Origin of the sequence: Okibacterium sp. HSC-33S16, assembly GCF_024171565.1 — a bacterium.
Lineage (GTDB): Bacteria > Actinomycetota > Actinomycetes > Actinomycetales > Microbacteriaceae > Mycetocola_A.
In genome coordinates this window covers 92,110-113,206 of record NZ_JALJZZ010000001.1, presented here as the reverse complement: position 1 = coordinate 113,206, position 21,097 = coordinate 92,110, and the positions used below count along the sequence as shown (strand labels likewise).

23 protein-coding genes are annotated in these 21,097 nt (G+C 63.1%); 2 read left to right on the top strand and 21 right to left on the bottom strand.

Going from position 1 to position 21,097, the window contains the following annotated elements; translation table 11 throughout:
• Nucleotides 1-19: 19 nt before the first annotated feature.
• On the bottom strand, nt 20-1,870 hold the full coding sequence (gene glmS / locus L1277_RS00555; RefSeq protein ID WP_253374415.1) for a glutamine--fructose-6-phosphate transaminase (isomerizing): 1,851 nt from the start codon (nt 1,868-1,870) through the stop codon (nt 20-22).
• Between the two features lie 35 nt (nt 1,871-1,905).
• Between glmS and coaA the strand changes: the two genes are divergently transcribed.
• Nucleotides 1,906-2,862, top strand: coding sequence for a type I pantothenate kinase (gene coaA, locus L1277_RS00550; RefSeq protein ID WP_253374414.1), 957 nt, complete (start codon nt 1,906-1,908; stop codon nt 2,860-2,862).
• Between the two features lie 57 nt (nt 2,863-2,919).
• Here coaA and glmM read toward each other — a convergent pair whose 3' ends face one another.
• The 16 genes from glmM to L1277_RS00470 form a co-directional block, all read right to left on the bottom strand.
• Nucleotides 2,920-4,281 (bottom strand): phosphoglucosamine mutase, encoded by a 1,362-nt coding sequence (gene glmM, locus L1277_RS00545; protein ID WP_253374413.1) that lies wholly within the window; start codon nt 4,279-4,281, stop codon nt 2,920-2,922.
• 27 nt (nt 4,282-4,308) lie between these two features.
• A complete protein-coding gene (gene rpsI / locus L1277_RS00540) occupies nt 4,309-4,794 on the bottom strand; it encodes a 30S ribosomal protein S9 (protein WP_253374412.1) in 486 nt (161 codons plus the stop codon).
• Between the two features lie 30 nt (nt 4,795-4,824).
• Nucleotides 4,825-5,271, bottom strand: a complete 447-nt coding sequence (rplM, locus tag L1277_RS00535) for a 50S ribosomal protein L13 (RefSeq protein WP_253374411.1) — start codon at nt 5,269-5,271, stop codon at nt 4,825-4,827.
• A gap of 135 nt (nt 5,272-5,406) precedes the next feature.
• Nucleotides 5,407-6,333: a tRNA pseudouridine(38-40) synthase TruA gene (gene truA / locus L1277_RS00530; RefSeq protein WP_253374410.1), complete on the bottom strand. Its 927-nt coding sequence runs from the start codon at nt 6,331-6,333 to the stop codon at nt 5,407-5,409.
• Nucleotides 6,334-6,453: 120 nt separating this feature from the next.
• Nucleotides 6,454-6,990, bottom strand: a complete 537-nt coding sequence (gene rplQ / locus L1277_RS00525; protein WP_253374409.1) for a 50S ribosomal protein L17 — start codon at nt 6,988-6,990, stop codon at nt 6,454-6,456.
• Nucleotides 6,991-7,037: 47 nt separating this feature from the next.
• Nucleotides 7,038-8,030, bottom strand: coding sequence for a DNA-directed RNA polymerase subunit alpha (locus L1277_RS00520; protein WP_121657791.1), 993 nt, complete (start codon nt 8,028-8,030; stop codon nt 7,038-7,040).
• 129 nt (nt 8,031-8,159) lie between these two features.
• Complete coding sequence (rpsK, locus tag L1277_RS00515; protein WP_108391748.1) at nt 8,160-8,558, bottom strand: 30S ribosomal protein S11; 399 nt, start codon at nt 8,556-8,558, stop codon at nt 8,160-8,162.
• Between the two features lie 44 nt (nt 8,559-8,602).
• On the bottom strand, nt 8,603-8,977 hold the full coding sequence (gene rpsM, locus L1277_RS00510; RefSeq protein ID WP_253374408.1) for a 30S ribosomal protein S13: 375 nt from the start codon (nt 8,975-8,977) through the stop codon (nt 8,603-8,605).
• A 154-nt stretch (nt 8,978-9,131) separates the two neighbouring features.
• Nucleotides 9,132-9,245 (bottom strand): 50S ribosomal protein L36, encoded by a 114-nt coding sequence (rpmJ, locus tag L1277_RS00505; protein ID WP_011186712.1) that lies wholly within the window; start codon nt 9,243-9,245, stop codon nt 9,132-9,134.
• Between the two features lie 96 nt (nt 9,246-9,341).
• Nucleotides 9,342-9,563, bottom strand: coding sequence for a translation initiation factor IF-1 (gene infA, locus L1277_RS00500; RefSeq protein ID WP_108391751.1), 222 nt, complete (start codon nt 9,561-9,563; stop codon nt 9,342-9,344).
• 149 nt (nt 9,564-9,712) lie between these two features.
• Nucleotides 9,713-10,858, bottom strand: a complete 1,146-nt coding sequence (locus tag L1277_RS00495; protein ID WP_253374407.1) for a mannitol-1-phosphate 5-dehydrogenase — start codon at nt 10,856-10,858, stop codon at nt 9,713-9,715.
• Nucleotides 10,855-11,295, bottom strand: coding sequence for a PTS sugar transporter subunit IIA (locus tag L1277_RS00490; protein WP_253374406.1), 441 nt, complete (start codon nt 11,293-11,295; stop codon nt 10,855-10,857). The genes L1277_RS00495 and L1277_RS00490 overlap by 4 nt, the downstream gene beginning before the upstream one ends.
• Nucleotides 11,292-12,809: a PTS mannitol transporter subunit IICB gene (locus tag L1277_RS00485; protein WP_253374405.1), complete on the bottom strand. Its 1,518-nt coding sequence runs from the start codon at nt 12,807-12,809 to the stop codon at nt 11,292-11,294. The genes L1277_RS00490 and L1277_RS00485 overlap by 4 nt, the downstream gene beginning before the upstream one ends.
• Nucleotides 12,806-14,500 carry a phosphoenolpyruvate--protein phosphotransferase gene (gene ptsP / locus L1277_RS00480; protein ID WP_253374404.1) on the bottom strand — a complete coding sequence of 565 codons (1,695 nt, stop codon included), beginning with the start codon at nt 14,498-14,500 and terminating at the stop codon, nt 12,806-12,808. Before ptsP ends, L1277_RS00485 begins: the two co-directional genes overlap by 4 nt.
• Nucleotides 14,501-14,514: 14 nt before the next feature.
• Nucleotides 14,515-14,781 carry an HPr family phosphocarrier protein gene (locus L1277_RS00475; RefSeq protein WP_253374403.1) on the bottom strand — a complete coding sequence of 89 codons (267 nt, stop codon included), beginning with the start codon at nt 14,779-14,781 and terminating at the stop codon, nt 14,515-14,517.
• The gene (locus L1277_RS00470; RefSeq protein WP_253374402.1) at nt 14,774-15,133 is read right to left on the bottom strand and encodes a PTS sugar transporter subunit IIB; all 360 of its coding nucleotides are present in this window, start codon (nt 15,131-15,133) and stop codon (nt 14,774-14,776) included. Before L1277_RS00470 ends, L1277_RS00475 begins: the two co-directional genes overlap by 8 nt.
• Nucleotides 15,134-15,344: 211 nt before the next feature.
• Here L1277_RS00470 and L1277_RS00465 point away from each other — a divergent pair, with 211 nt between their 5' ends.
• Nucleotides 15,345-17,261, top strand: a complete 1,917-nt coding sequence (locus L1277_RS00465) for a transcription antiterminator (protein WP_253374401.1) — start codon at nt 15,345-15,347, stop codon at nt 17,259-17,261.
• Between the two features lie 6 nt (nt 17,262-17,267).
• On the opposite strand, the gene L1277_RS00460 is transcribed toward L1277_RS00465, so the two are convergent.
• From L1277_RS00460 to secY, 4 genes are read right to left on the bottom strand one after another with little or no spacing between them, the layout of a single operon-like run.
• Nucleotides 17,268-18,146 (bottom strand): aminodeoxychorismate lyase, encoded by an 879-nt coding sequence (locus tag L1277_RS00460; RefSeq protein ID WP_253374400.1) that lies wholly within the window; start codon nt 18,144-18,146, stop codon nt 17,268-17,270.
• Between the two features lie 26 nt (nt 18,147-18,172).
• On the bottom strand, nt 18,173-19,000 hold the full coding sequence (map, locus tag L1277_RS00455; RefSeq protein WP_253374399.1) for a type I methionyl aminopeptidase: 828 nt from the start codon (nt 18,998-19,000) through the stop codon (nt 18,173-18,175).
• Nucleotides 19,001-19,042: 42 nt separating this feature from the next.
• On the bottom strand, nt 19,043-19,630 hold the full coding sequence (locus L1277_RS00450) for an adenylate kinase (protein ID WP_253374398.1): 588 nt from the start codon (nt 19,628-19,630) through the stop codon (nt 19,043-19,045).
• A complete protein-coding gene (gene secY, locus L1277_RS00445; RefSeq protein ID WP_253374397.1) occupies nt 19,627-20,949 on the bottom strand; it encodes a preprotein translocase subunit SecY in 1,323 nt (440 codons plus the stop codon). The genes L1277_RS00450 and secY overlap by 4 nt, the downstream gene beginning before the upstream one ends.
• Nucleotides 20,950-21,097 lie beyond the last annotated feature (148 nt).

Genomic DNA, 21,097 nt, shown 5'->3' with positions numbered 1-21,097 from the left:
CCGGGCTTCGGCTGGGTGGCTACTCGACAGTGACCGACTTAGCGAGGTTGCGTGGCTGGTCGACGTCGAGTCCCTTGGCGATGGCGAGCTCCATCGCGAAGATCTGCAGCGGAATAACGGCGAGGAGCGGCTCAAAGAGCGGTGCGGCCAGCGGGATCCGAATGACGGTGTCGGCGAACGGCAGGACCGCGGCGTCTCCCTCTTCGGCAATTGCGATGACCTTGGCGCCGCGTGCCCGGATCTCCTGGATGTTGGAGACGACCTTCGAGTGCAGCATGGCTGAGCCGCGGGGACTCGGCACGACGACGAAGACCGGCTGGCCCGGTTCGATGAGCGCGATGGGGCCGTGCTTGAGCTCGCCGGCTGCAAAGCCTTCTGCGTGAATGTAGGCGAGTTCCTTGAGCTTGAGGGCACCCTCGAGCGCAATCGGGAATCCGACGTGGCGGCCGAGGAACAGCACGGCACGGGAGTCGCTCATCCAGCGGGCGAGCTGCGAGACAACGTCGCTTTCCTCGAGGATGGTGGCAATCTTCGCGGGCACGGCAAGGAGTTCAGCGGACTGCGCGGCGAGCACGTCGGTCGGCTGGGCACCGCGAACACGTGCGAGGTGCAGAGCGAAGAGGTAGAGGGCCGTGATCTGCGCGACGAAGGCCTTCGTCGATGCGACAGCAACCTCGGGGCCGGCGTGTGTATAGACAACCGCGTCGGACTCGCGAGGGATGGTCGCTCCCTGGGTGTTGCAGATCGAGAGTGTCTTGGCGCCCTTCTCGCTGGCGTACTTGACGGCCATGAGCGTGTCCATGGTTTCGCCGGACTGGCTGATGGAGACGACAAGGGTCTGCGGTGTGATCACCGGTTCCCGGTAACGGAACTCGTGGCTGAGTTCGACGTCGACGGGGATTCCGGCCCACTTTTCGAGGGCGTACTTCGCGGTCTGGCCGGCGTACGCTGCAGTGCCACAAGCGATGACGACGATGCGATTGATGTCGACGAACAGGTCATCGAGGCCGTTGAGTTCGGGGATAACTACCTGGCCATCTGCATCGATGCGTCCGCGCAGGGTGTTGGCGACGGCATCCGGTTCTTCGGAAATTTCTTTGGCCATGAAGCTGGGCCAGCCGCCCTTGTCAGCAGCGCTGGCGTCCCACTGGATTTCAAACGGCTCGACCTCGACGGGAGCACCGAAGAAGTCGGTCACCTCGACCGTCTCTGGCGTGATGGAGACGATCTGGTCCTGGCCGATGGCGAGGGCGTTCTGGGTGTACTCGACGAATGCGGCAACGTCCGAAGCGAGGAAGTTCTCTCCGTCGCCCAGCCCGATGACGAGCGGCGAGTTGCGGCGGGCCCCCACGACGAGGCCGGGCTCATTCTCGTGGACGGCAAGGAGGGTGAACGCACCGTCCAGGCGGGCAACGATGTTCTGGAATGCCTCGCGGAGGTTGTTGGTCTTGCGGTATTCGCGGCCGAGCAGAACCGCGGCGACCTCGGAGTCCGTTTCACTCTCGAAGGTAAAGCCTTCGTCAAGCAGCTCCTGCTTGAGCGGCGAAAAGTTCTCGATGATGCCATTGTGGATGAGGGCGAGTTTGCCGTCGTCACCCAGGTGCGGGTGCGCGTTGCCGTCGGTCGGTGCGCCGTGCGTCGCCCAGCGGGTGTGGCCGATGCCCGTGTGGCTGGTCTCCATGGCGCCAGCCTTGAGATCGCCGGCGAGGATCGCTAGCTTACCGGCGCGCTTGCGAGTGCGCAGGGTGCCTGCCTCGTCGATGACGGCGACACCAGCGGAGTCGTATCCGCGGTACTCGAGACGGCTCAGTCCGCCCAAAAGTACATCGATGCTGTCATTGGCGCCTACGTATCCCACGATTCCACACATGGGCTCAAGAATAGCGGCAATAGACTGAGAACCTTATGTCTGACCACGGAGACGGCCACCACAACGGCACGCAGATCACCCCGTTCGTTGAAATCGATCGGTCTGAGTGGTCTCGGCTCGCACCAACGACGCAGTCGCCACTGACCGATGCCGAGATCGTGCAGCTGCGTGGTTTGGGCGATCGCCTCGACATGACGGAAGTCGCTGAGGTGTACTTACCGATCAGCCGCCTGTTGAGTTTGTACGTCGCCGCAGCGAAACGACTGCACGATTCGACGATGTCATTTCTCGGTGGATCCGCCGATCGCACCCCATTTGTCATCGGAGTGGCCGGCTCGGTAGCCGTCGGCAAATCAACGGTGGCGCGGTTGCTTCGCGAACTGATGTCGCGCTGGCCGGACACCCCACGGGTAGAACTGATTACGACCGACGGCTTCCTCTACCCCAACGCTGAGCTGAAACGTCGCGGCATCATGGAGCGAAAAGGGTTCCCGGAGGCCTATGACCGCCGCGCGCTGCTGAGGTTCGTCAGTGCGGTGAAGAGCGGGGCGCCCGAGGTGCGCGCTCCGTTCTATTCCCACCTCAAATACGACATCGTGCCCGACGCGAACGTGGTGGTTCGACGACCCGACGTTCTCATCGTAGAAGGACTCAACGTCCTGCAGCCAGCGGGAAACGGTCACCGCCTCACGGTTGCAGACCTGTTCGACTTCAGCATCTACGTTGACGCCCGCACCAGTGACATTGCGTCTTGGTACGAGGAACGCTTCATGGCGCTCCAGCGCGGCGCATTCACGAACCCGAACTCATACTTCAATGTGTACGCCGACCTCACCGAGGAGCAGGCCCGCGAGCGTGCCCGGTACTTCTGGCGCGAGGTCAATGAACCGAACCTGATCGACAACATTCGCCCAACGAAAGCGCGGGCGAAGCTTGTCCTGCGAAAGGCATCAGACCACAAGGTCAGTTCGGTGCTGCTCCGCAAGGTGTGAAAGCGAAAACGGACCGTCACTGCGAGTTGCAGCGGCGGTCCGTTTAGCGGGGAGTGTTTAGACGGCGAGCTGAACGCGAACGACATCCGCGATGCGGTGCGCAAGGCGGTCAGCCGTGGTCTGGTCGGCGGCTTCCACCATGACCCGGACCAGCTGTTCGGTGCCGCTGGGGCGCAAAAGCACCCGGCCGGTTTCACCCAGTTCAGTTTCTGCGCTGCGCACGGCTTCCGCGAGCACTTCGTCCTTGTGGATTGCTTCGCGGTCGACGCCTCGCACGTTGACGAGGATCTGCGGGTACACGGTCATGACGCTCGCGAGTTCTGCCGCCGTCTTGCCGGTACGAGCCATCTCGCTGACCAGGTGGAGTCCGGTCAGGATGCCATCGCCCGTCGTAGCGAACTCACTCATGATGACGTGGCCGGACTGCTCGCCGCCCAGGGCGAATCGTCCACCGTCCATTGCTTCAAGCACGTAACGGTCGCCAACTTTGGTGTTGACCATCGAGATTCCGTGGTCTTCCATGGCGATCCGAAGACCGAGGTTACTCATCACTGTGGCAACGAGCGTGTCATCGGTGAGATGGCCGCGCTCTTTCATCGACACCGCGAGTATCGCCATGATCTGGTCGCCGTCGATGACCTTGCCGTTAGCGTCAACAGCGAGGCAACGGTCGGCGTCGCCGTCATGCGCGATTCCGATATCTGCACCGTGCTCAAGCACGGCTTTCGCGAGGAGATCCAGGTGGGTGGAGCCGACACCATCGTTGATGTTCATGCCGTCAGGATCGTTACCGATCACCGTGACACGAGCGCCCGCGTCACGGAATACTTCGGGTGACACGCCGGCAGCGGCACCGTGAGCGCAGTCGAGGACGACGTGGATCCCGTCGAGTCTGTGCGGCAGGCTACCGAGCAGGTGAAGGACGTAGCGGTCTTCTGCGTCAGCGAAGCGCCGGATGCGACCGACGTCGGCACCGGTCGGTGCCCATTTCGTTTCGTTGAGAGTCGCTTCGATGCGCTCCTCAACGGCGTCGGGAAGCTTGGTGCCTCCGCGAGCGAAGATTTTAATTCCGTTGTCGGGCGCCGGGTTGTGACTCGCAGAGATCATGACACCGAAATCGGCGTCGATGTCCGCGATTAGGAACGCGGCGGCTGGGGTCGGAATAACTCCGGCGTCGAGAACGTCGACACCGCTCGAGGCGAGGCCGGCAGCAACGGCCGCGGCGAGGAACTCACCGGAAACGCGCGGGTCACGTGCAAGCACGGCGACCGGCCTTTTCCCAGCGGCACGACGGGCCTCAGCACTTCGGCCCTGCCCAAGCACCACAGCGGTGGCTTGGGCAAGGCCGAGAGCGAGGTCTGCCGTCAGGTCCTTGTTCGCGAGGCCGCGAACACCATCAGTACCAAACAGACGAGGCATAGAGAGCAGTCCAGATCCGATGCGCGATTAGCGCTTCGAGAACTGAGGTGCCTTACGTGCCTTCTTGAGTCCAGCCTTCTTGCGCTCCTTGACGCGAGCGTCACGGGAGAGGAAGCCGGCCTTCTTCAGCGTTGCGCGGTTGTTCTCTTCGTCGATCTGGTTGAGCGCACGAGCGATGCCGAGGCGCAGTGCACCAGCCTGGCCGGAGGGGCCACCGCCGGAGATGCGGGCGATCACGTCGTAGCCACCAGCCAGGTCGAGGATGGTGAACGGGTCGTTGATGAGCTGCTGGTGCAGCTTGTTCGGGAAGTACTCGGCGAGCTCACGGCCGTTGACCGTGATGGTGCCGGTGCCCGGGATGAGTCGCACGCGGGCAATAGCCTGCTTGCGACGGCCAACTGCTGCACCAGGAACGCTCAATGCGGGGCGTGCTGCCTTGGGGGCTGCCTCAACCGGCGTCTCGGTGGAGAAGCTCTCCGGGGTCTCTGAAATGGAATCTGCGATCTTCGCCACTGTAGGAATCCTTATTTCTATTCCGGGCGCTTACTGGGCGACCTGGTCGAGGGTGAACGTCTTGGGCTGCTGTGCAGCGTGGGGGTGCTCGCTACCGGTGTACACCTTCAGCTTGCGCAGCTGTGCTGCACCGAGGGAGTTCTTCGGGAGCATGCCACGGATGGCCTTCTCAACGGCACGCGTCGGGTTCTTCTCGAGGAGCTCCGAGTAGGTGACAGCCTTGATTCCGCCCGGGTAACCCGAGTGGCGGTATGCCTTCTTCTGGAGAAGCTTCTGGCCGGTGAGGGCGACCTTCTCGGCGTTGATGATGATGACGAAGTCACCGGTGTCCATGTGGTTCACAAACGTCGGCTTGTGCTTTCCACGGAGGAGAACGGCGACCTGGCTGGCCAGACGGCCGAGCACGATGTCGGTGGCGTCAATGATGTACCAGTCACGCTGGATTTCTGATGCCTTAGGGGAATAAGTGCGCGTCACAGTAGTGCTGCTTTCTTGTCGTAAGTTGGTTGCTCGTGAATCCCGCTCCGTTGGGAGTTCTGATTAGAACGCCGCAGGTGGAGGGCTCAACTTCGGGTGCCGCACTGCAGGGAGTTTGGACACCAAGGACCAACCTTACCCGGCGTCATCATCCTCGTCAAACTCAGCGAACGGATCCCGCCCGTCCTGAAGGGTTCGACGCTGCCTCGTCAGCACCGCACGCTGTCCAAGTAACGCGTCGCTGGGATAACCCACCTCGGCCAGCGTGAGTCCACGGGCAGGCATCACCGCGAACTCGTTCGACCGAGCGACCCCGGCCCGCAGGCGTTCAGCATCCGCAACCTCAAGCTTGCCCTCCCCCACTGCAACGCACACGCCGACGAGGGCGCGGACCATGCTGTGGCAGAAGGCGTCGGCGCGGACATCGGCGACGAGCACACCCTCCGCGTCTCGGTGCCAGCCGAACCGCTGCAGGGTCCGGATGGTTGTCCTGCCCTCTCGGGGCCGGCAATACGTGGCGAAGTCATGCAGTCCAACGAGCGACTGTGCTGCTGCGTTCATGCGATCAACGTCCAGCGGGGACGGATGCCAGACGGTGTGAGCGCGTTCGAGCGGGTTCCGAAAGGACAGGCTGTCGGCGATTCGGTATTCATACCGACGCCAGATTGCTGAGAAGCGGGCATCAAACCCGGGTGCCGCCGGACGCGCGTTGGTGATGACAACGTCCGGGTACTGCCCGAGCACACCGTTCACCTTTCGGCGCAAAGCACTTCCTGTCGGGTGCAAACCGTCCCTGGCCGGGCGCCCACGGCGCACCCGTGCGGCGCGCTCCTCGTCGAGGTCGAGATGGGCGACTTGTCCACTGGCGTGAACGCCCGTATCTGTGCGTCCGGCGACCGACACCACAATCTGATCGCCGTGGTTCCCGAGGATCGTCGTGATCGCGTCTTCGAGGACCCCTTGGACGGTCCTGAGACCGGGCTGTTTGGCCCAGCCGGCGAAGTGGGTGCCGTCATAGGCGATATCGAGTCGGAATCTGGTGCTGGTCGAGGCGGGGTCCACCTCGGAAGTGTACCGGGCGAGCCTTGCGCACCGGCTCACGCGGGAGCCGTGCGAAGTCGACACGGAACGACGAAGCCCCCGTCATCTCGAAAGATAACGGGGGCTTCGAAGAAACGAAGATTACTTGTCGTCGGCCTTGTCAGCCTCAACGACCTCAGCGTCGGCTTCAACAGCCTCAGCCTCGGGAGCAACCTCGGTTGCGGGCTCTTCTGCCTCAACCTCGGGTGCAGTCTCTTCAGCAACAACAGGAGCCTCAGCCTCTGCAGCAGCAGGCTTCGACTTCTTCACCTTGGGGGTGACGGGCTCGAGAACGAGCTCGATCTGAACCATGGAAGCGTTGTCGCCCTTACGGAAGCCGAGCTTGGTGATGCGTGTGTATCCGCCCTCACGCTCTGCAACGAGGGGAGCGATCTCGGTGAAAAGCTCGTGAACGACCGAGTTGTCACCGATGACGCGCATCACACGACGACGAGCGTGCAGGTCGCCACGCTTGGCGAACGTGATCAGACGCTCAGCGACCGGACGAAGACGCTTGGCCTTGGTCTCGGTGGTCTTGATGCTCTTGTGCGTGAACAGGGCAGCGGCCAGGTTGGCGAGCATCAAACGCTCGTGCGCTGGGCCGCCTCCGAGGCGGGGGCCTTTAGTGGGCGTAGGCATATTGTATCTCCAGTATCAAAAAATGAAAGGGCGTCCGGGGACGAGCCTTAGTTGCTTGTCTCGTCGTCGTAGCCCGAGTAGAAGTGGGCGCCGTCGAATCCGGGAACCGAATCCTTGAGCGAAAGGCCCATTTCCACGAGCTTGTCGCGAACCTCATCAACCGACTTCTGTCCGAAGTTGCGGATGTTCATCAGCTGAGTCTCGCTCAGAGCGACGAGCTCGGAGACGGTGTTGATGCCCTCGCGCTTGAGGCAGTTGTAGGAACGAACCGAGAGGTCGAGGTCTTCGATCGGAATCGAAAGCTCGCCGGGCAGAACGGCGTCAACCGGCGCTGGGCCGATTTCGATGCCCTCTGCTGCGTTGTTCAGCTCGCGAGCGAGGCCGAACAACTCAACCAGGGTCTTACCAGCGGATGCGATGGCGTCGCGCGGCGTGATGGCCGGCTTGGTCTCAACGTCAACAACGAGGCGGTCGAAGTCTGTACGCTCACCGGCACGAGTTGCCTCGACACGGTAGGTGACCTTGAGGACGGGCGAGTAGATCGAGTCGACGGGAATCTGGCCAGCTTCGGAGAACTCATTGCGGTTCTGCGTCGCGGACACGTAGCCACGGCCACGCTCAATGGTGAGTTCGAGTTCGAACTTCGCCTTGTCGTTCAGGGTCGCGATAACCAGTTCAGGGTTGTGCACCTCGACACCGGCCGGAGCCGAGATGTCTGCGGCGGTGACCTGACCGGCACCGGTCTTACGGAGGTAAGCGGTGATCGGTTCGTCGTGCTCGCTGGAGACGACGAGACCCTTGATGTTCAGGATGATCTCGGTGGCGTCTTCCTTCACACCGGGGATGGTGCTGAACTCGTGCAGCACACCGTCGATGCGGATGCTGGTTACAGCAGCGCCCGGGATGGAAGACAGCAGGGTACGGCGAAGTGAGTTACCGAGGGTGTAACCGAAGCCAGGCTCCAGGGGCTCAATCACGAACCGGCTGCGGAACTCTGAAATGTTCTCTTCGGTGAGCGTTGGGCGCTGTGCAATAAGCACTATGTGTTCCTTTCGGCTAAGTGTCCGCTATATGACACTTGCAATGACGAGGTATGAAGTTGTGTCTGAGCCGACGATTGAGCAGCACCAGAAATCTGGCGCCGCTCAATCGTCAACTGTCGAAAGGGCTTAGACGCGGCGACGCTTCGGCGGGCGGCAACCGTTGTGCGCCTGCGGGGTGACGTCGTTGATCGAACCAACCTCGAGGCCAGCAGCCTGAAGCGAACGGATCGCGGTCTCGCGGCCGGAGCCGGGTCCCTTGACGAAGACGTCAACCTTCTTCATGCCGTGTTCCTGCGCCTGGCGGGCAGCGGACTCTGCGGCAAGCTGAGCGGCGAACGGGGTCGACTTACGCGAACCCTTGAAGCCCACTCCACCTGACGAGGCCCAGCTGATGACAGCGCCGGTCGGGTCGGTGATCGAAACGATGGTGTTGTTGAAGGTCGACTTGATGTGGGCCTGGCCCACAGCAATGTTCTTCTTCTCTTTTTTACGCGGCTTGCGAGCAGCCGTTTTGGGTGCAGCCATGAATATCTCCTAAATCTTTCGGCAGAGCGCTCGAAGGCCGGGGCCTAGCGAGCCTTCTTCTTGCCGGCAACAGTGCGCTTCGGACCCTTACGGGTGCGAGCGTTGGTCTTGGTGCGCTGTCCACGAACGGGCAGGCCGCGACGGTGACGGATGCCCTCGTAGCTACCGATCTCAACCTTGCGGCGAATGTCGGCCTGAACTTCACGGCGGAGGTCACCCTCTACCTTGTAGTTGCCTTCGATGTAGTCACGCAGCAGGACCAACTGGTCGTCGCTGAGATCCTTCACGCGGATGTCTCCGCTGATGCCGGTGTCGGCGAGGGTCTTCAGAGACCTCGTGCGTCCAACACCGTAAATGTACGTCAGTGCGATTTCCACGCGCTTATCGCGGGGAATGTCTACGCCGGCGAGACGTGCCATGGTGGCTTCTCCTAGGAGTTAGTGGAGGTGTGGAGCAGTTCCTGTGCCCGGGCCTCCGACCCGAGGTGTCCCTCGAATGAGTTCTGGAACTGCCGTTATAGATGCAGCCGAAGCTGCGTTGTGCTGGTGCTGCGATTCTCCGAAGAATGGAGAATTAGCCCTGGCGCTGCTTGTGGCGCGGGTTCTCGCAGATAACCATGACGCGTCCGTTGCGACGGATGACCTTGCACTTGTCGCAAATCTTCTTGACGCTGGGGTTGACCTTCATGAGCTTCTCTCTTTCGCTGTCGTCGTACCGAACCCCACCCACTCGAACACAGCAGTGTCCGAACGGGCGCAATGCGGCCGTTACTTACAGTGCGACCTACTTGTAGCGGTAAACGATCCGGCCGCGGGTCAGATCGTATGGGCTCAACTCCACGATCACGCGGTCCTCGGGGAGGATGCGGATGTAGTGCTGACGCATCTTGCCGCTAATCGTGGCAAGAACGCGGTGACCGTTGGTCAGCTCAACGCGGAACATCGCGTTGGGCAGAGCTTCAACGATCGAGCCTTCGATCTCAATGACACCGTCTTTTTTGGCCATAGCCTCACTGTCGCTAAAAGTAGTTGCACTGGTCGTGCGGTGGATTTTGGTGCTTCTAAGTCCTTGTGGATGACACGCCAGAAACGTGCACAAAGCACCAACAGACAATCTTATGGTATTTATCCGGATTTCGCCAACCGGCGGGTGCGCTACCGCGATTGCGTGGCGACGACGGCAACGAGGTCGTCGAAGAGCGGATGCTCCGGCGCAAGCCCTGAGACCCGCTCCACGAATTCAGCGGGGCTCAGTTCACCCAGAAGGGTCTTCATCTCGGCCGACTGCTCGTCGTCTGGCACGTCAAACTGCAGCGCCTTGCCGATGGCATCGACGAGGGCAGAGTGCCCAAGACCGCGCTCCGCGAGCTCAGCGGCCGGGCCGACGAAGCGTTCGTTACGGCTGAGTTTGCGCAGCGGCTGACGGCCGACGCGCTGGACAGTGTCCGGGAGGTGCGGGTTGGCGAAGCGGGTGAGGATTTTCTCCCGGTAGGCGCGCTGTACCTCGGCGTCGATTCCATGCTTGACCACCAGCAGGCTGGAGGTTTCCTCGAGAACGTGACGGACGGCATCCGCTACATCGTTATTGGAGAGCACGTCGGAGATCTTGTCGATACCGGCCGCGAACCCGTAGTAGGCCGCTGTGGCGTGGCCCGTGTTCACCGTGAAGAGCTTGCGTTCGATGTATGGCCCCAGGGCGTCGACAAAGGTAGCGCCGGGAATGTCCGGGCGCGCGTCGCCGAACGGGGTGGACTCGATCACCCACTCGTAGAAGGTCTCAACGGTGACGTCGATGCCAGCGGCCGGGTCCTGCCCGGGCACAATGCGGTCGACGGCCGTGTTCGCGAAGACGGCGCGGGCGGAAAGTGCGTCCCACTCGTCGGGTCCGACGCTCGCCTGCACTTCGGTCTTCAACAGGTCGGTGGCGTTGATCGCGTTCTCGCACGCCATCACGGCGAGCGGCGGGAGCCCGGAGTCACGCAACGCGAGGGCGCGCGCGATCACCGGGGCCACGAACTTGAGAATGTTCGGGCCAACAGCCGTGGTGACGATGTCGGCCGTTTGGATCTCGGCGATGAGCTCGTTCTCGCTCGTCGCACTGTTGACGGCACGGTAGCCGGTGACGGTGCGGACTCCCCCACCGTCACCGACCTCGTGTACGTCATAGCTTGGGGCCGCATTGAGTGCGTCAATAAGCCCCGCGTTCACGTCGGCGAAGACAACCTCGTAGCCGGCGTCGTGGAGCAACAGACCGACGAATCCTCGCCCGATGTTGCCTGCGCCGAAGTGAACCGCTTTCATTCTGCGTTGACCTCCTCGAGCAGTGCGAACAGTTCGTTCGCATCTGCGGCGTTAATGAGCTTCGCGACCTCGTCCTCGTCGGAGAACACGATGGCGATTTTCGAGAGGATCTCGAGGTGCTCGTTGTTCAGCCCGGCGATGCCGACCGCGAAGCGAACCTCGTCACCGTCCCAGTCGATTGGGTTCGCATAGCGCACGAGCGAGAGGGCCGACCGGGTGATCGCGTCCTTCGCTTCGTTTGTGCCGTGCGGGATGGCGAGGAAGTTGCCCATGTACGTCGACACCGATGCTTCGCGTTCGATCATCGCGTCGACGTACTCAGGCTTCACAGCGCCAGCCGCGACGAGCAGTGCGCCCGCCTCACGGATGGCCTCGTCCTTCGTGGTTGCCGTGCCCTCGGCGACGACGTTCTCGGGCGTCAGGATGTTGTCTGTCATTCGGTTACCCCCTGGTTGCGCTTGACGATCTCTACAACCTCATCGTATTTCGGGCTGTTCATGAAGTTGTCCACCGAGACGTGCTGCGAATTCGGAGACTTCTGGCGAGCCCGATCGGTGAGGTCCTGGTGAGTGATCACGAGGTCAGCGTCACCGGTGAGGTTGGCGATCGACTGGTTGGTGACGGTGACGTCTGTGACACCGGCCTTCTTAATCTTGTTGCGCAGAACGGATGCTCCCATGGCGCTCGATCCCATTCCGGCGTCACACGCGAAGACGATGTTCTTCACGAGCGTTGCCGTTCCGGTTCCGGTAGCCGAGCCGGTGTCGGTGGTGCCCTCAGAAACGAGGCCGCCGAGAACCGAGCTCTCCTTGCCCTTACTGGCCTGGGTCGCCGCGACGGCAGCGCTCAGGTCACCGGCGTTGCCTGCGGCAATGTCACGCTTGCGCGATGCCCGCAGGATGACGGATGCCACAACGAACGACACGGCTGCTGCAACGAGAACCGAAAGGATCACTCCCAGGAAGCTGTTGCGCTCGGTTACCGCGAGGATCGCGAAAATGCTGCCGGGCGACGCCACGCTGACGAGTCCGGATCCGAAGATGACGTTGGTTGCCACACCGCTCATTCCACCGGCGATAACGGCGAGAAGGAGAACCGGCTTTGACAGCACGTACGGGAAGTAGATCTCGTGGATACCACCGAAGAACTGGATGATGATCGCACCTGGTGCGGTCGCCTTAGCTGCACCGAGACCAAAGAAGGTGAACGCAAGCAGCAAGCCGAGGCCGGGGCCAGGGTTCGCCTCAAGCAGGAACAGCACGCTCTTCCCGGTTTCCTCCGACTGCTGGAGGGCCAGCGGGGTCAGCACACCGTGGTTGATGGCGTTGTTGAGGAACAGCACCTTCGCCGGTTCGATCAGGATGCTGGCAAGCGGCAGCAGACCGGCGTCGACCAGCCAGTTGACCGCGGCACCGAGCGCCGTGGTGATCGCCTGGATGATCGGGGCAAGTCCGAAGTAGGCGATGATCGCGAGGATCGCTCCGAGGATACCGGCGGAGAAGTTGTTGACGAGCATCTCGAAGCCGGCCTTGATCTTGCCGTCCCAAATGCTGTCGACTTTCTTCATCAGCCAGGCGGCGATCGGTCCAGCGATCATGGCACCGAGGAACATCGGCGAGCCGCTGAAGACCGGGTCACCCATGGTCGCCGTGATGATACCCATCGTGGCGATCGTCGCAACGACGCCACCGCGCTGGTCGTAGATCATGCGTCCACCGGTGTTGGCGATGAGCAGCGGAAGCAGGAAGTACAGGATCGGGGCAACCAGCGATGCCAGCTGGGCGTTGGGCGTCCACCCCGTGTCAATGAACAGGGCAGTGATCAGGCCCCAGGCGATGAACGCCGGAATGTTGGGCATAACCATGCCCGAGAGGAACGTGCCGAATCGCTGGACGCGAACCCGGGCACCTCCCGGCTTGGTTGTCGACGTCGTCGTCGTGGTGGATGTCATGAGTGTGCCTCTTTCAGGGTGAGTGCAGCGGCGGCAACCGCTGCACGGGCTTCAGCCGCGCCATCGGCGGCCAGTGCGATGTCGGCGAGCTGTCGGGCCTCGTCGAGCGTGTACTTCAGGAGGGACGCTCGCACATCGACGAGCGCCGGGGTGGACATGGACAGGGTGGTGGCGCCGAGTCCGACCAGGACAACGGCGAGGAGGGGATCTGCTGCAGCCTCACCACAGATACCGACCGGCTTGCCGGTGGACGCTCCGGCCGCCCCAACTTCTCCGACCAGGCGGAGGACGGCGGGGTGCCAGGGGTCCTGCAGCGCGGCGACCGAACCGAGCATGCGGTCGGCGGCAAGCGTGTACTGGGTGAGGTCATTGGTGCCGATCGACGCAAAGTCGCTCGCGGCGAGCACCTGTGGCGCCAGAAGGGCAAGCGAGGGGACCTCGACCATGACGCCGGCCGTCTTGATGCCGTACTCCCGGGCGATCTCGACGAAGTATCTGGTCTCCTCGACGGTCGACACCATCGGTGCCATCACCCAGAGGTCGGCGTCGGTGGCTCGGTCGGCGTCGGCGAGCGCCGTCAGCTGCTCACGCAAAATGTCTTCGCTGGCCCGCAGGGCGCGGAGTCCGCGGAGCCCGAGTGCCGGGTTCTCCTCGTGGGCGTCGTTGAGGAACGGCAGCGGCTTGTCGGCGCCGGCGTCGAGCACCCGAACGACGACCTTCTTCCCGGGGAATGCCTGCAGGAGACGGATGTAGTGCTCGCGCTGTTGTTCCACGGTCGGAGCGGACCCACCGGCGTCGAGGAACAGGAATTCAGTGCGGAACAGTCCGACTCCCTCTGCTCCCGCATCGGCGGCGGACTGTGCCCCGGCCGATGAGCCGAGGTTCGCGAGCAGCGGGATGGCCGTTCCGTCGGCGAGTGCACCCGGCGTCACCGGTGCAACGGCCGCTGCCTGGCGCTCGGCGATGCGGCGTTCGGCATCGGCCACCTGGTCATCGCTCGGGTCGGCGGTGACGGTTCCAGCGGCCGCATCGAGAACGACGGTAGTGCCGTCGGCGAGGGCCGACGCATCCGTCACACCGACAATAGCCACGATCGACTTCTCGCGGGCGAGGATGGCGGTGTGCGATGTCGGGCCGCCGTCGCTCGTGACGAGACCGAGCACCTTATCGAGATCGAGCAGAGCAGTGTCGGCCGGTGCCAGGTCGCGGGCGACGAGAACGAAGGGGTGGTCGGGGTTGGGTACTCCGGGAGCAGCCACTCCTGTGAGGTGCGCGATAACTCGCTGCGACACATCGTCGAGGTCGGCGGCGCGCTCCCCCAGGTACCCGCCCATGGCAGCGAGCTGGTCACGGAAACTCGCGAACGCCTCGAAGACGGCTCGCTCGGCGGTGGTTCCGCGGGCAAGGCTCTCGTCGATGATCTCGGAGAGCATGGGGTCTTCGGCCATCATGGCCTGCGCTTCGAGAACATCTGCGGCCGTGCCACCCGCAGTCTTGCCGCGCGCTTCGAGGTCACGAGCAACGACACTGAGCGAAGCCCGAGCGCGCTCGGTCTCCTCCTCAACGGTGCGGGTGCTCGAGGTATCGGCCGGTTCGGGGAGCGGGTCAGACATGCGCGCGACGACGCCGACGACGACGCCCTGCCCAATGCCTGTCCCGGTCAGTGTGCTGTGGGTTGCGGTCTCAGTCATGACTGTCTTCCCGACTATTCGTCGTGGTCCGTGACGAGAAGCTCAACGAGCTGGTCGAGAACCGTGTCTGCGTTGTCACCGTCGGCATTCAGAGTGACGTAGTCGCCGAAGTCGACGCCCAGCGAGATGACCCCGAGGATGCTCGACGCATTGACTGGCTTGCCGCTTCCCTTGGCGATCGTGACCGGAAGGCCCGATGCCGCCGCAGCCTGCGTGAACAGCTTTGCGGGGCGAGCGTGAAGACCGTGTGATGATCCGATTCGAACCGTGCGTTCAACCATGAAATGTGTCCTCCGTCGCGTGCCGGTGTGTTTCCCCTTGCGCGACCCCGGCTCCGGCAGCAGAAAGAGCGAGGTCGAGGGCTTCATCGCCTGCGGGCGATGTGAAGACTGAGGCTGGCATAGCGACGACCGCGACACCATGGGGTTGCGCCGTCGAACGGATGCTGTCGATCTCAGACGCGAGATGCGAACCAAGAAGAACCACATCGGCGGACGCCAACTGCGTGTCGAGCGCGCTCAGCGGGCAGGCCTGCGCTGTGACGTCGAGCGCCCGGTTCTTGGCCGCCGTGCGGATGCGCTGGGCGACGAACGTGCTTGACGCTCCCGCGCCACAGACCACGAGGATCTTCATTGATCCGCCTCCATCGACTTAGTGCTGTGGTTCTCGCTGGAAATCCCCAGCCTCACGATTGTTTCGAGTTACGCGCCCTGCTGCCAACACATCCTCTTCCGCCCGGTAGGAAACCGGGCGGGAATCCCGCGGTTTCGTGCGGAAGATGGTTGACTCGAGGTATTGACGAGACAGGTTCGGCCCGCTTTGCCGGGTTCGACGGGAGCCATACGTGACACGCGAAAGACAAGACCGCATCGGGGCGTACCTCGCGCGCGCGAGCGACTGGGTTACCGCTGCCGAGCTCGCCGATGCGCTGGGCGTCACGACCCGGAGCGTTCGCAACTACGTGCTCGCCCTCAAGGAACGTGCGGGCTCACTCGACCTCGTCAGCGCCGGCCCGAACGGCTACCGCATCTCGCTCGACGCCTGGGCCTCGTTCCGGTCGGCAACGGCCGAGCCCCAGCTCGAGACGCCGCGCGACCGGCTCTACGGAATCGTGCGTCGGCTCGTCGACAGCCCAGACGGACTCGACGTCTTCGAACTCGCCTCGGGGTTGCATGTCTCAGAGTCCACCATCGAAGCCGACCTGTCCCGCGTGCGGCTGCTGCTCGCCGAGGCTGAGCTCTCACTGGTGCGCTCGGGAAGCGTCGTCACGCTCAGCGGCAGTGAGCTTGCGCGCCGACGGTTGCTGAGCCGGATGTTTCGCGACGAGACCGAGCGCGGCCTCATTGAGCTTGAGTCCATCCAGCGTGAGTTCTCGTCACACAGTTTGAGCGAATTCAAAACGGCGCTCCTGTCCATGCTCACCGACCTCGGCTACCTCCTCAACGACTACGGCATCGACAACGTCCTGCTGCACATCGCCATCGCGGTTGACCGGGTTTCGAAAGACCGGCTGGTTCCTGAGCTCGGCTCCGAACCGCACCTCGCCTCCACCGAACTGACCCGCCGGCTCGGTGAACTCATCGAGACACACCTCGCCACCCGGGTTGGCGCGGCGGACGTCGAGTACCTCGCCTATCTCCTCGCCACCCGGGGTGTTGCGGCGCCCGGCCCGACCGATAGCCCGGACGCGCGGCCCAACTACCTCAACCCGGCCGACCTCGAGACGGTGCGCTCGATTGTGCTCTCCGCCGGCAAGGAGTACCTCGTCGACCTCAGCGACGAAGACTTCATCACGAGGCTGACCCTGCACGTGCAGAATCTCCTCCGTCGCGCGCAGGACCACTCATACTCGCGAAACCCACTCGCCCGCAGCATCAAGACGTCATACCCGATGATCTACGAGCTGGCCGTGTTCATCGCGAGCCAGTTGCAACGGCAGGGTTCGATCGAGATTAACGACGACGAGATCGCCTACATCGCCATGCACGTCGGTGCGCACCTGCAACAGCAGATCCGGCGCGACGATCTCCTCCGTTGCGTGATTGTCTGCCCGAACTACTACGACATGCACCTGCTGCTCCGCGACCGGGTCACCGTGCTCCTCGGCGACGCACTCGAGGTAGTCAAGGTCGTCACCCGCAGCGACGTGGCCTGGGCCGAACTTGACGCTGACCTCGTGCTCACCACGATCGAGCCGCCGGTCCCCTCCGACAGCATCCTCACCGTGCAGCCGTTCTTCACCGACGCTGACGCTGATCGGGTTCGCGCGGCCATCGCCCGACTCAAACGGCTTCGTCGTCGGGCGGTCATCAAGGACGAGGTGCTCAAGTACTTTGACGGGGCACTGTTCCTGCGGAATGCTGCCGCACAGGACGAAGAGAGCATGATCCGCACACTCGGCGAGTTGATGCGCGAGCGCGGCGTGATCGATGAGAGCTACATTGTGGGGGCCATTGAGCGAGAACGGATGTCATCGACAGCGTTCACGGACTCCCTCGCCGTTCCGCATGCGATGGCTATGACGGCCACGAGCACGTCGATCGCCATCGCCGTGAACGAGTCGAGCATGCCGTGGGGTGACAACCGGGTGAACGTCGTCGCCCTGATCGCGTTCAGCGAGGAGGGCAGGTCAAGCTTCCAGCGGGTGTTCGATCAGTTCGTCGAGGTGTTCTCCGACCGGCAGGACGTGCAGCGGATCATTCGGAAGTCCACGAACTTCGCGGCGTTCATCGATGAACTCGTGCACACGATGGACTCGTAGGCTCCTTCAGGAGAGAAGCGCCGCGTTCATTCGTTCGGTCAGACCGAGGTCGGTTGAGATGGTCGTGGCGTTGACCTCGGTCACCGGAACAGCAAGACGCACGCTGGAGACGAGCCAGACGGCATCCGCCTGGATTAATTCGTCGACGGCGATGGTGCGATACTCGCAGCTGAAGCCCTCAGCGTCGAGGAAGCTGAACAGGTCAGCCTGCGTCGTGCCGGCGAGAATGCCGAACTGGATGGCTGGGGTGACGATCGTTGAGCCGTGGCGAACCAGGAGCGACGATGTGGGTCCTTCGAGCGCGAAACCGTCTGTCGAGGTGAAGATGACGTCGTCGGCACCACGCCGGTGTGCTTCGCGGAGAGCGGCCATGTTAATGGCGTAGGACAGGGTCTTGGCGCCGACGAGCAACCATGGTGCGGACTCCCCCACGTCGTTCGCGTAGCCGCGGCTGAGGGTGACGACCCGAACGCCGTTGGTGCGCTCAGGAAAGTCACCGGTGATGGCCGTCCCGGTAACCCAGCAGGTGGGGCCGGCAGCCTCGGTTCCACGCGTCATGGTAAGCCGAATGGACGCCTGCCCCTCGGAGGGCAGTTCGGCGAGGACCTGCGCGATCGCCGCGCGCCACTGACCGTCGTGTGGAGCGGGGAGGTCGAGCTTCGAGGCCGACGCGCGGAGGCGTTGGAGGTGTGCGTCAACTCCGCGGGCGAACCCGTCATGCGCGCCGAGCGTCTCGAAGATGCCGTCGCCACGGCCGGCGCCGGCGTCGAACGCGGTGAGGATGGGCTCCGTCGACGGGACGAACCGGAGCGTCGCTGCCAACTCGGCCTCGGTGGGTCGAGCGTCAGCGGAGAGCGGATCGAGAAGGAGCACGAGAGGCGTCATGCGATCGACCCTAGCGCGCTCGGAGCTCAGGCGATGGGAGTGGGTGTCACGCCGAATGGAGCGAGCCCTGCAGCGCCGCCGTCTTCGGCGGTGAGAACCCAGATGCCGTCCTTGTGCACCGCGACGCTGTGCTCCCAGTGCGCTGCGGCGAGTCCGTCGTCGGTTGCGACAGTCCAGTCGTCCTCACGCACGTGGGTGTCGATGCTGCCGAGCACGACCATGGGTTCGATGGCGACGACGAGTCCCGGCTTGACCTCGGGACCCTTTTGGCGAACCCGGTAGTTGAAGACGGGCGGCGCTTCGTGCATCGAGCGACCGATGCCATGGCCGACGTAGTCGGTGAGAATCCCGTACGCGCCGCGTTTCTCGATGTACTCCTGCACGGCCTCGCCGACCTCGTTGAGGTGGCTGGCCCTGGCCAGGCGGGCGATCCCTGCCCACATCGAGCCCTCGGTGACGTCGGAGAGCTTCTGCCGCTCAGCGACGAGTTCCGGCCGGGCGGGGTCGGGCAGCACGATGCTGATGGCCGCGTCACCGTTCCAGCCACCGAGGATCGCCCCGCTGTCGACGGACAGGATGTCGCCGGGCTGCAGTGCGCGAGAGGTCGGGATGCCGTGCACGACTTCTTCATTCACCGACGCGCAAATCGTGTGGTTGTAGCCCGGTTCCAGTTTGAAGTTGGGCTGTCCGCCTCGAGCGACGATCGCAGCTTCAGCGGCGGCGTCGACCTCCAACGTCGTGACCCCGATCCCCACAGTGTTGCGAGCAGCGACGAGGGACGCGGCGGTTGCGAGCCCGGGTTCCACCATCAAGCGAAGCTGGGCGGGAGATTTATAGATGGACTTGCGCAACATAGGTGTTTCGTTTCTGGCTAGTTCGTCGATCGAGCGACGTCGTTAGACGGCGACGGCAATGCCGCGAGCGGCGAGAGCCTCCCGCACACGTGCAGCGACCTCGTCGACCGCTCCGAGCCCGTCCACGTCGACCAGAAGACCGCGTTCGGCGTATGCCGCAACAACCGGCTCGGTCTGCTCGAGGTAAACGTCCTGGCGGTGGCGGATGACCTCTTCGGTGTCGTCCGCACGTCCCTGCTCAGATGCACGCTTCAGCAGTCGTGCCACGACCTCGTCCGGGTCGGCGACCAGGCGCACAACGGCGTCGAGCTGAGCCGAGGTCTCGGCCAGGATGGAGTCGAGTTCGGTGACCTGGTCAACCGTGCGTGGGTAACCGTCGAGGAGGAATCCGTCTGCAGCATCCGCCTGCCGGAGGCGGTCACGGACGATCTCGTTGGTTAGCGAGTCTGGGACGTAGCTTCCAGACGACACGATCTCCTGGATCTTCAGTCCGAGCTCTGTGCCCTCTTTGATGTTCGCGCGGAAGATGTCGCCGGTCGAGATGGCCGGGATACCGAACGTTTCCGCGATGATGGCGGCCTGAGTTCCTTTGCCTGCGCCGGGAGCACCGACGATCAGTAGACGGGTCATCGCAGGAGCCCTTCGTAGTGGCGCTGTTGCAGTTGCGAGTCGATCTGCTTGACCGTCTCGAGACCGACACCAACGATGATCAGGATGGATGCGCCGCCGAACGGGAAGTTGGAGTTTGCACCGACGAGAGCAAGTGCGATCAACGGGATGAGCGCGACGAGTCCGAGATACACGGATCCCGGCAGAGTGACCCGGGTCAAGACGTAGTCCAGGTACTCGGCGGTCGGACGACCGGCCCGAATGCCGGGAATGAATCCGCCGTACTTCTTCATGTTGTCTGCGACTTCTTCGGGGTTGAAGGTGATCGCCACGTAGAAGTAGGTGAACCCGACAATGAGGAGGAAGTACAGCGCCATGTACAGCGGGTGGTCGCCCTGCACGAGGTAACTGGTCACCCAGGTCACCCAGGCTGCGGGCTGCTCACCGGCTGCGGGAGTGTTGAACTGTGCGATGAGCGCGGGCAGGTACAGCAGCGACGACGCGAAGATGACGGGCACGACGCCGGCCATGTTCACCTTGATCGGGATGTACGTGTTGTTACCGCCGTAGGTGCGTCGACCGACCATTCGTTTGGCGTATTGCACGGGGATGCGTCTCTGCGACTGCTCGACGAAGACCACGAGCATCATGATGACGATTCCTACCGCCAGCACAAGGAGGAACGTCTCGAAGCCCTTCGCGGCCCAGATGGCGCCGAGCGAGCTCGGGAATGTCGCGGCGATCGAGGTGAAGATGAGGAGCGACATGCCGTTACCGACGCCACGTTCGGTGATCATTTCGCCGAACCACATGATCAGGCCGGTTCCGGCGGTCATGGTGATGACCATGAGCAGGACGGCGTACCAGGTGTCGTTGGTCAGCAGCTGGCTGCATTCCGCGCTGGCGTTGGTTCCAAACAGTGCGCCTGACCGAGCAACGGTGATCAGCGTGGTCGACTGCAGGACGCCGAGGAAGATGGTGAGGTAGCGGGTGTACTGGGTGAGTTTGCCCTGACCCGCCTGTCCTTCTTTGTGCAGAGTCTCGAAGTGAGGGATCACGACGCGCAGCAACTGCACGATGATCGACGCCGTGATGTACGGCATGATTCCCAGCGCGAAGATCGACAGCTGGAGGAGCGCGCCACCTGAGAAGAGGTTGACGAGCTCGTAGAGGCCGGAGGTTCCCTGATTCTGAGCCAGGCAGGCCTGAACGTTGCCAAAGTCCACAAACGGTGCGGGAACGAACGAACCGAGGCGGTACAGGGCGATGATGCCCAGTGTGAACCCGATCTTCCGTCGAAGGTCTGGAGTGCGGAAGATCCGCGCAACGGCGCTAAACAAAAAAGGCCTCCTGGTTTTCGAGCCGAAGAATTCGGCTCTTAATGCCGGTTGATGGCCCCGTATCGAACAGGCCCGGCAATCGAATCTACTCGATTACCGGGCCTGTCGAACAATCGGTGACCTACTCGCTGAGGGCGAGCGCTCGACC

Coding starts and splice junctions, on each gene's coding strand:
- glmS (WP_253374415.1), bottom strand. CDS start 1,870: ATGTGTGGAATCGTGGGATACGTAGGCGCCAATGACAGCATCGATGTA.
- coaA (WP_253374414.1), top strand. CDS start 1,906: ATGTCTGACCACGGAGACGGCCACCACAACGGCACGCAGATCACCCCG.
- glmM (WP_253374413.1), bottom strand. CDS start 4,281: ATGCCTCGTCTGTTTGGTACTGATGGTGTTCGCGGCCTCGCGAACAAG.
- rplQ (WP_253374409.1), bottom strand. CDS start 6,990: ATGCCTACGCCCACTAAAGGCCCCCGCCTCGGAGGCGGCCCAGCGCAC.
- rpsK (WP_108391748.1), bottom strand. CDS start 8,558: ATGGCTGCACCCAAAACGGCTGCTCGCAAGCCGCGTAAAAAAGAGAAG.
- rpsM (WP_253374408.1), bottom strand. CDS start 8,977: ATGGCACGTCTCGCCGGCGTAGACATTCCCCGCGATAAGCGCGTGGAA.
- rpmJ (WP_011186712.1), bottom strand. CDS start 9,245: ATGAAGGTCAACCCCAGCGTCAAGAAGATTTGCGACAAGTGCAAGGTC.
- infA (WP_108391751.1), bottom strand. CDS start 9,563: ATGGCCAAAAAAGACGGTGTCATTGAGATCGAAGGCTCGATCGTTGAA.
- L1277_RS00495 (WP_253374407.1), bottom strand. CDS start 10,858: ATGAAAGCGGTTCACTTCGGCGCAGGCAACATCGGGCGAGGATTCGTC.
- L1277_RS00490 (WP_253374406.1), bottom strand. CDS start 11,295: ATGACAGACAACATCCTGACGCCCGAGAACGTCGTCGCCGAGGGCACG.
- L1277_RS00485 (WP_253374405.1), bottom strand. CDS start 12,809: ATGACATCCACCACGACGACGACGTCGACAACCAAGCCGGGAGGTGCC.
- ptsP (WP_253374404.1), bottom strand. CDS start 14,500: ATGACTGAGACCGCAACCCACAGCACACTGACCGGGACAGGCATTGGG.
- L1277_RS00475 (WP_253374403.1), bottom strand. CDS start 14,781: ATGGTTGAACGCACGGTTCGAATCGGATCATCACACGGTCTTCACGCT.
- L1277_RS00470 (WP_253374402.1), bottom strand. CDS start 15,133: ATGAAGATCCTCGTGGTCTGTGGCGCGGGAGCGTCAAGCACGTTCGTC.
- L1277_RS00460 (WP_253374400.1), bottom strand. CDS start 18,146: ATGACGCCTCTCGTGCTCCTTCTCGATCCGCTCTCCGCTGACGCTCGA.
- map (WP_253374399.1), bottom strand. CDS start 19,000: ATGTTGCGCAAGTCCATCTATAAATCTCCCGCCCAGCTTCGCTTGATG.
- L1277_RS00450 (WP_253374398.1), bottom strand. CDS start 19,630: ATGACCCGTCTACTGATCGTCGGTGCTCCCGGCGCAGGCAAAGGAACT.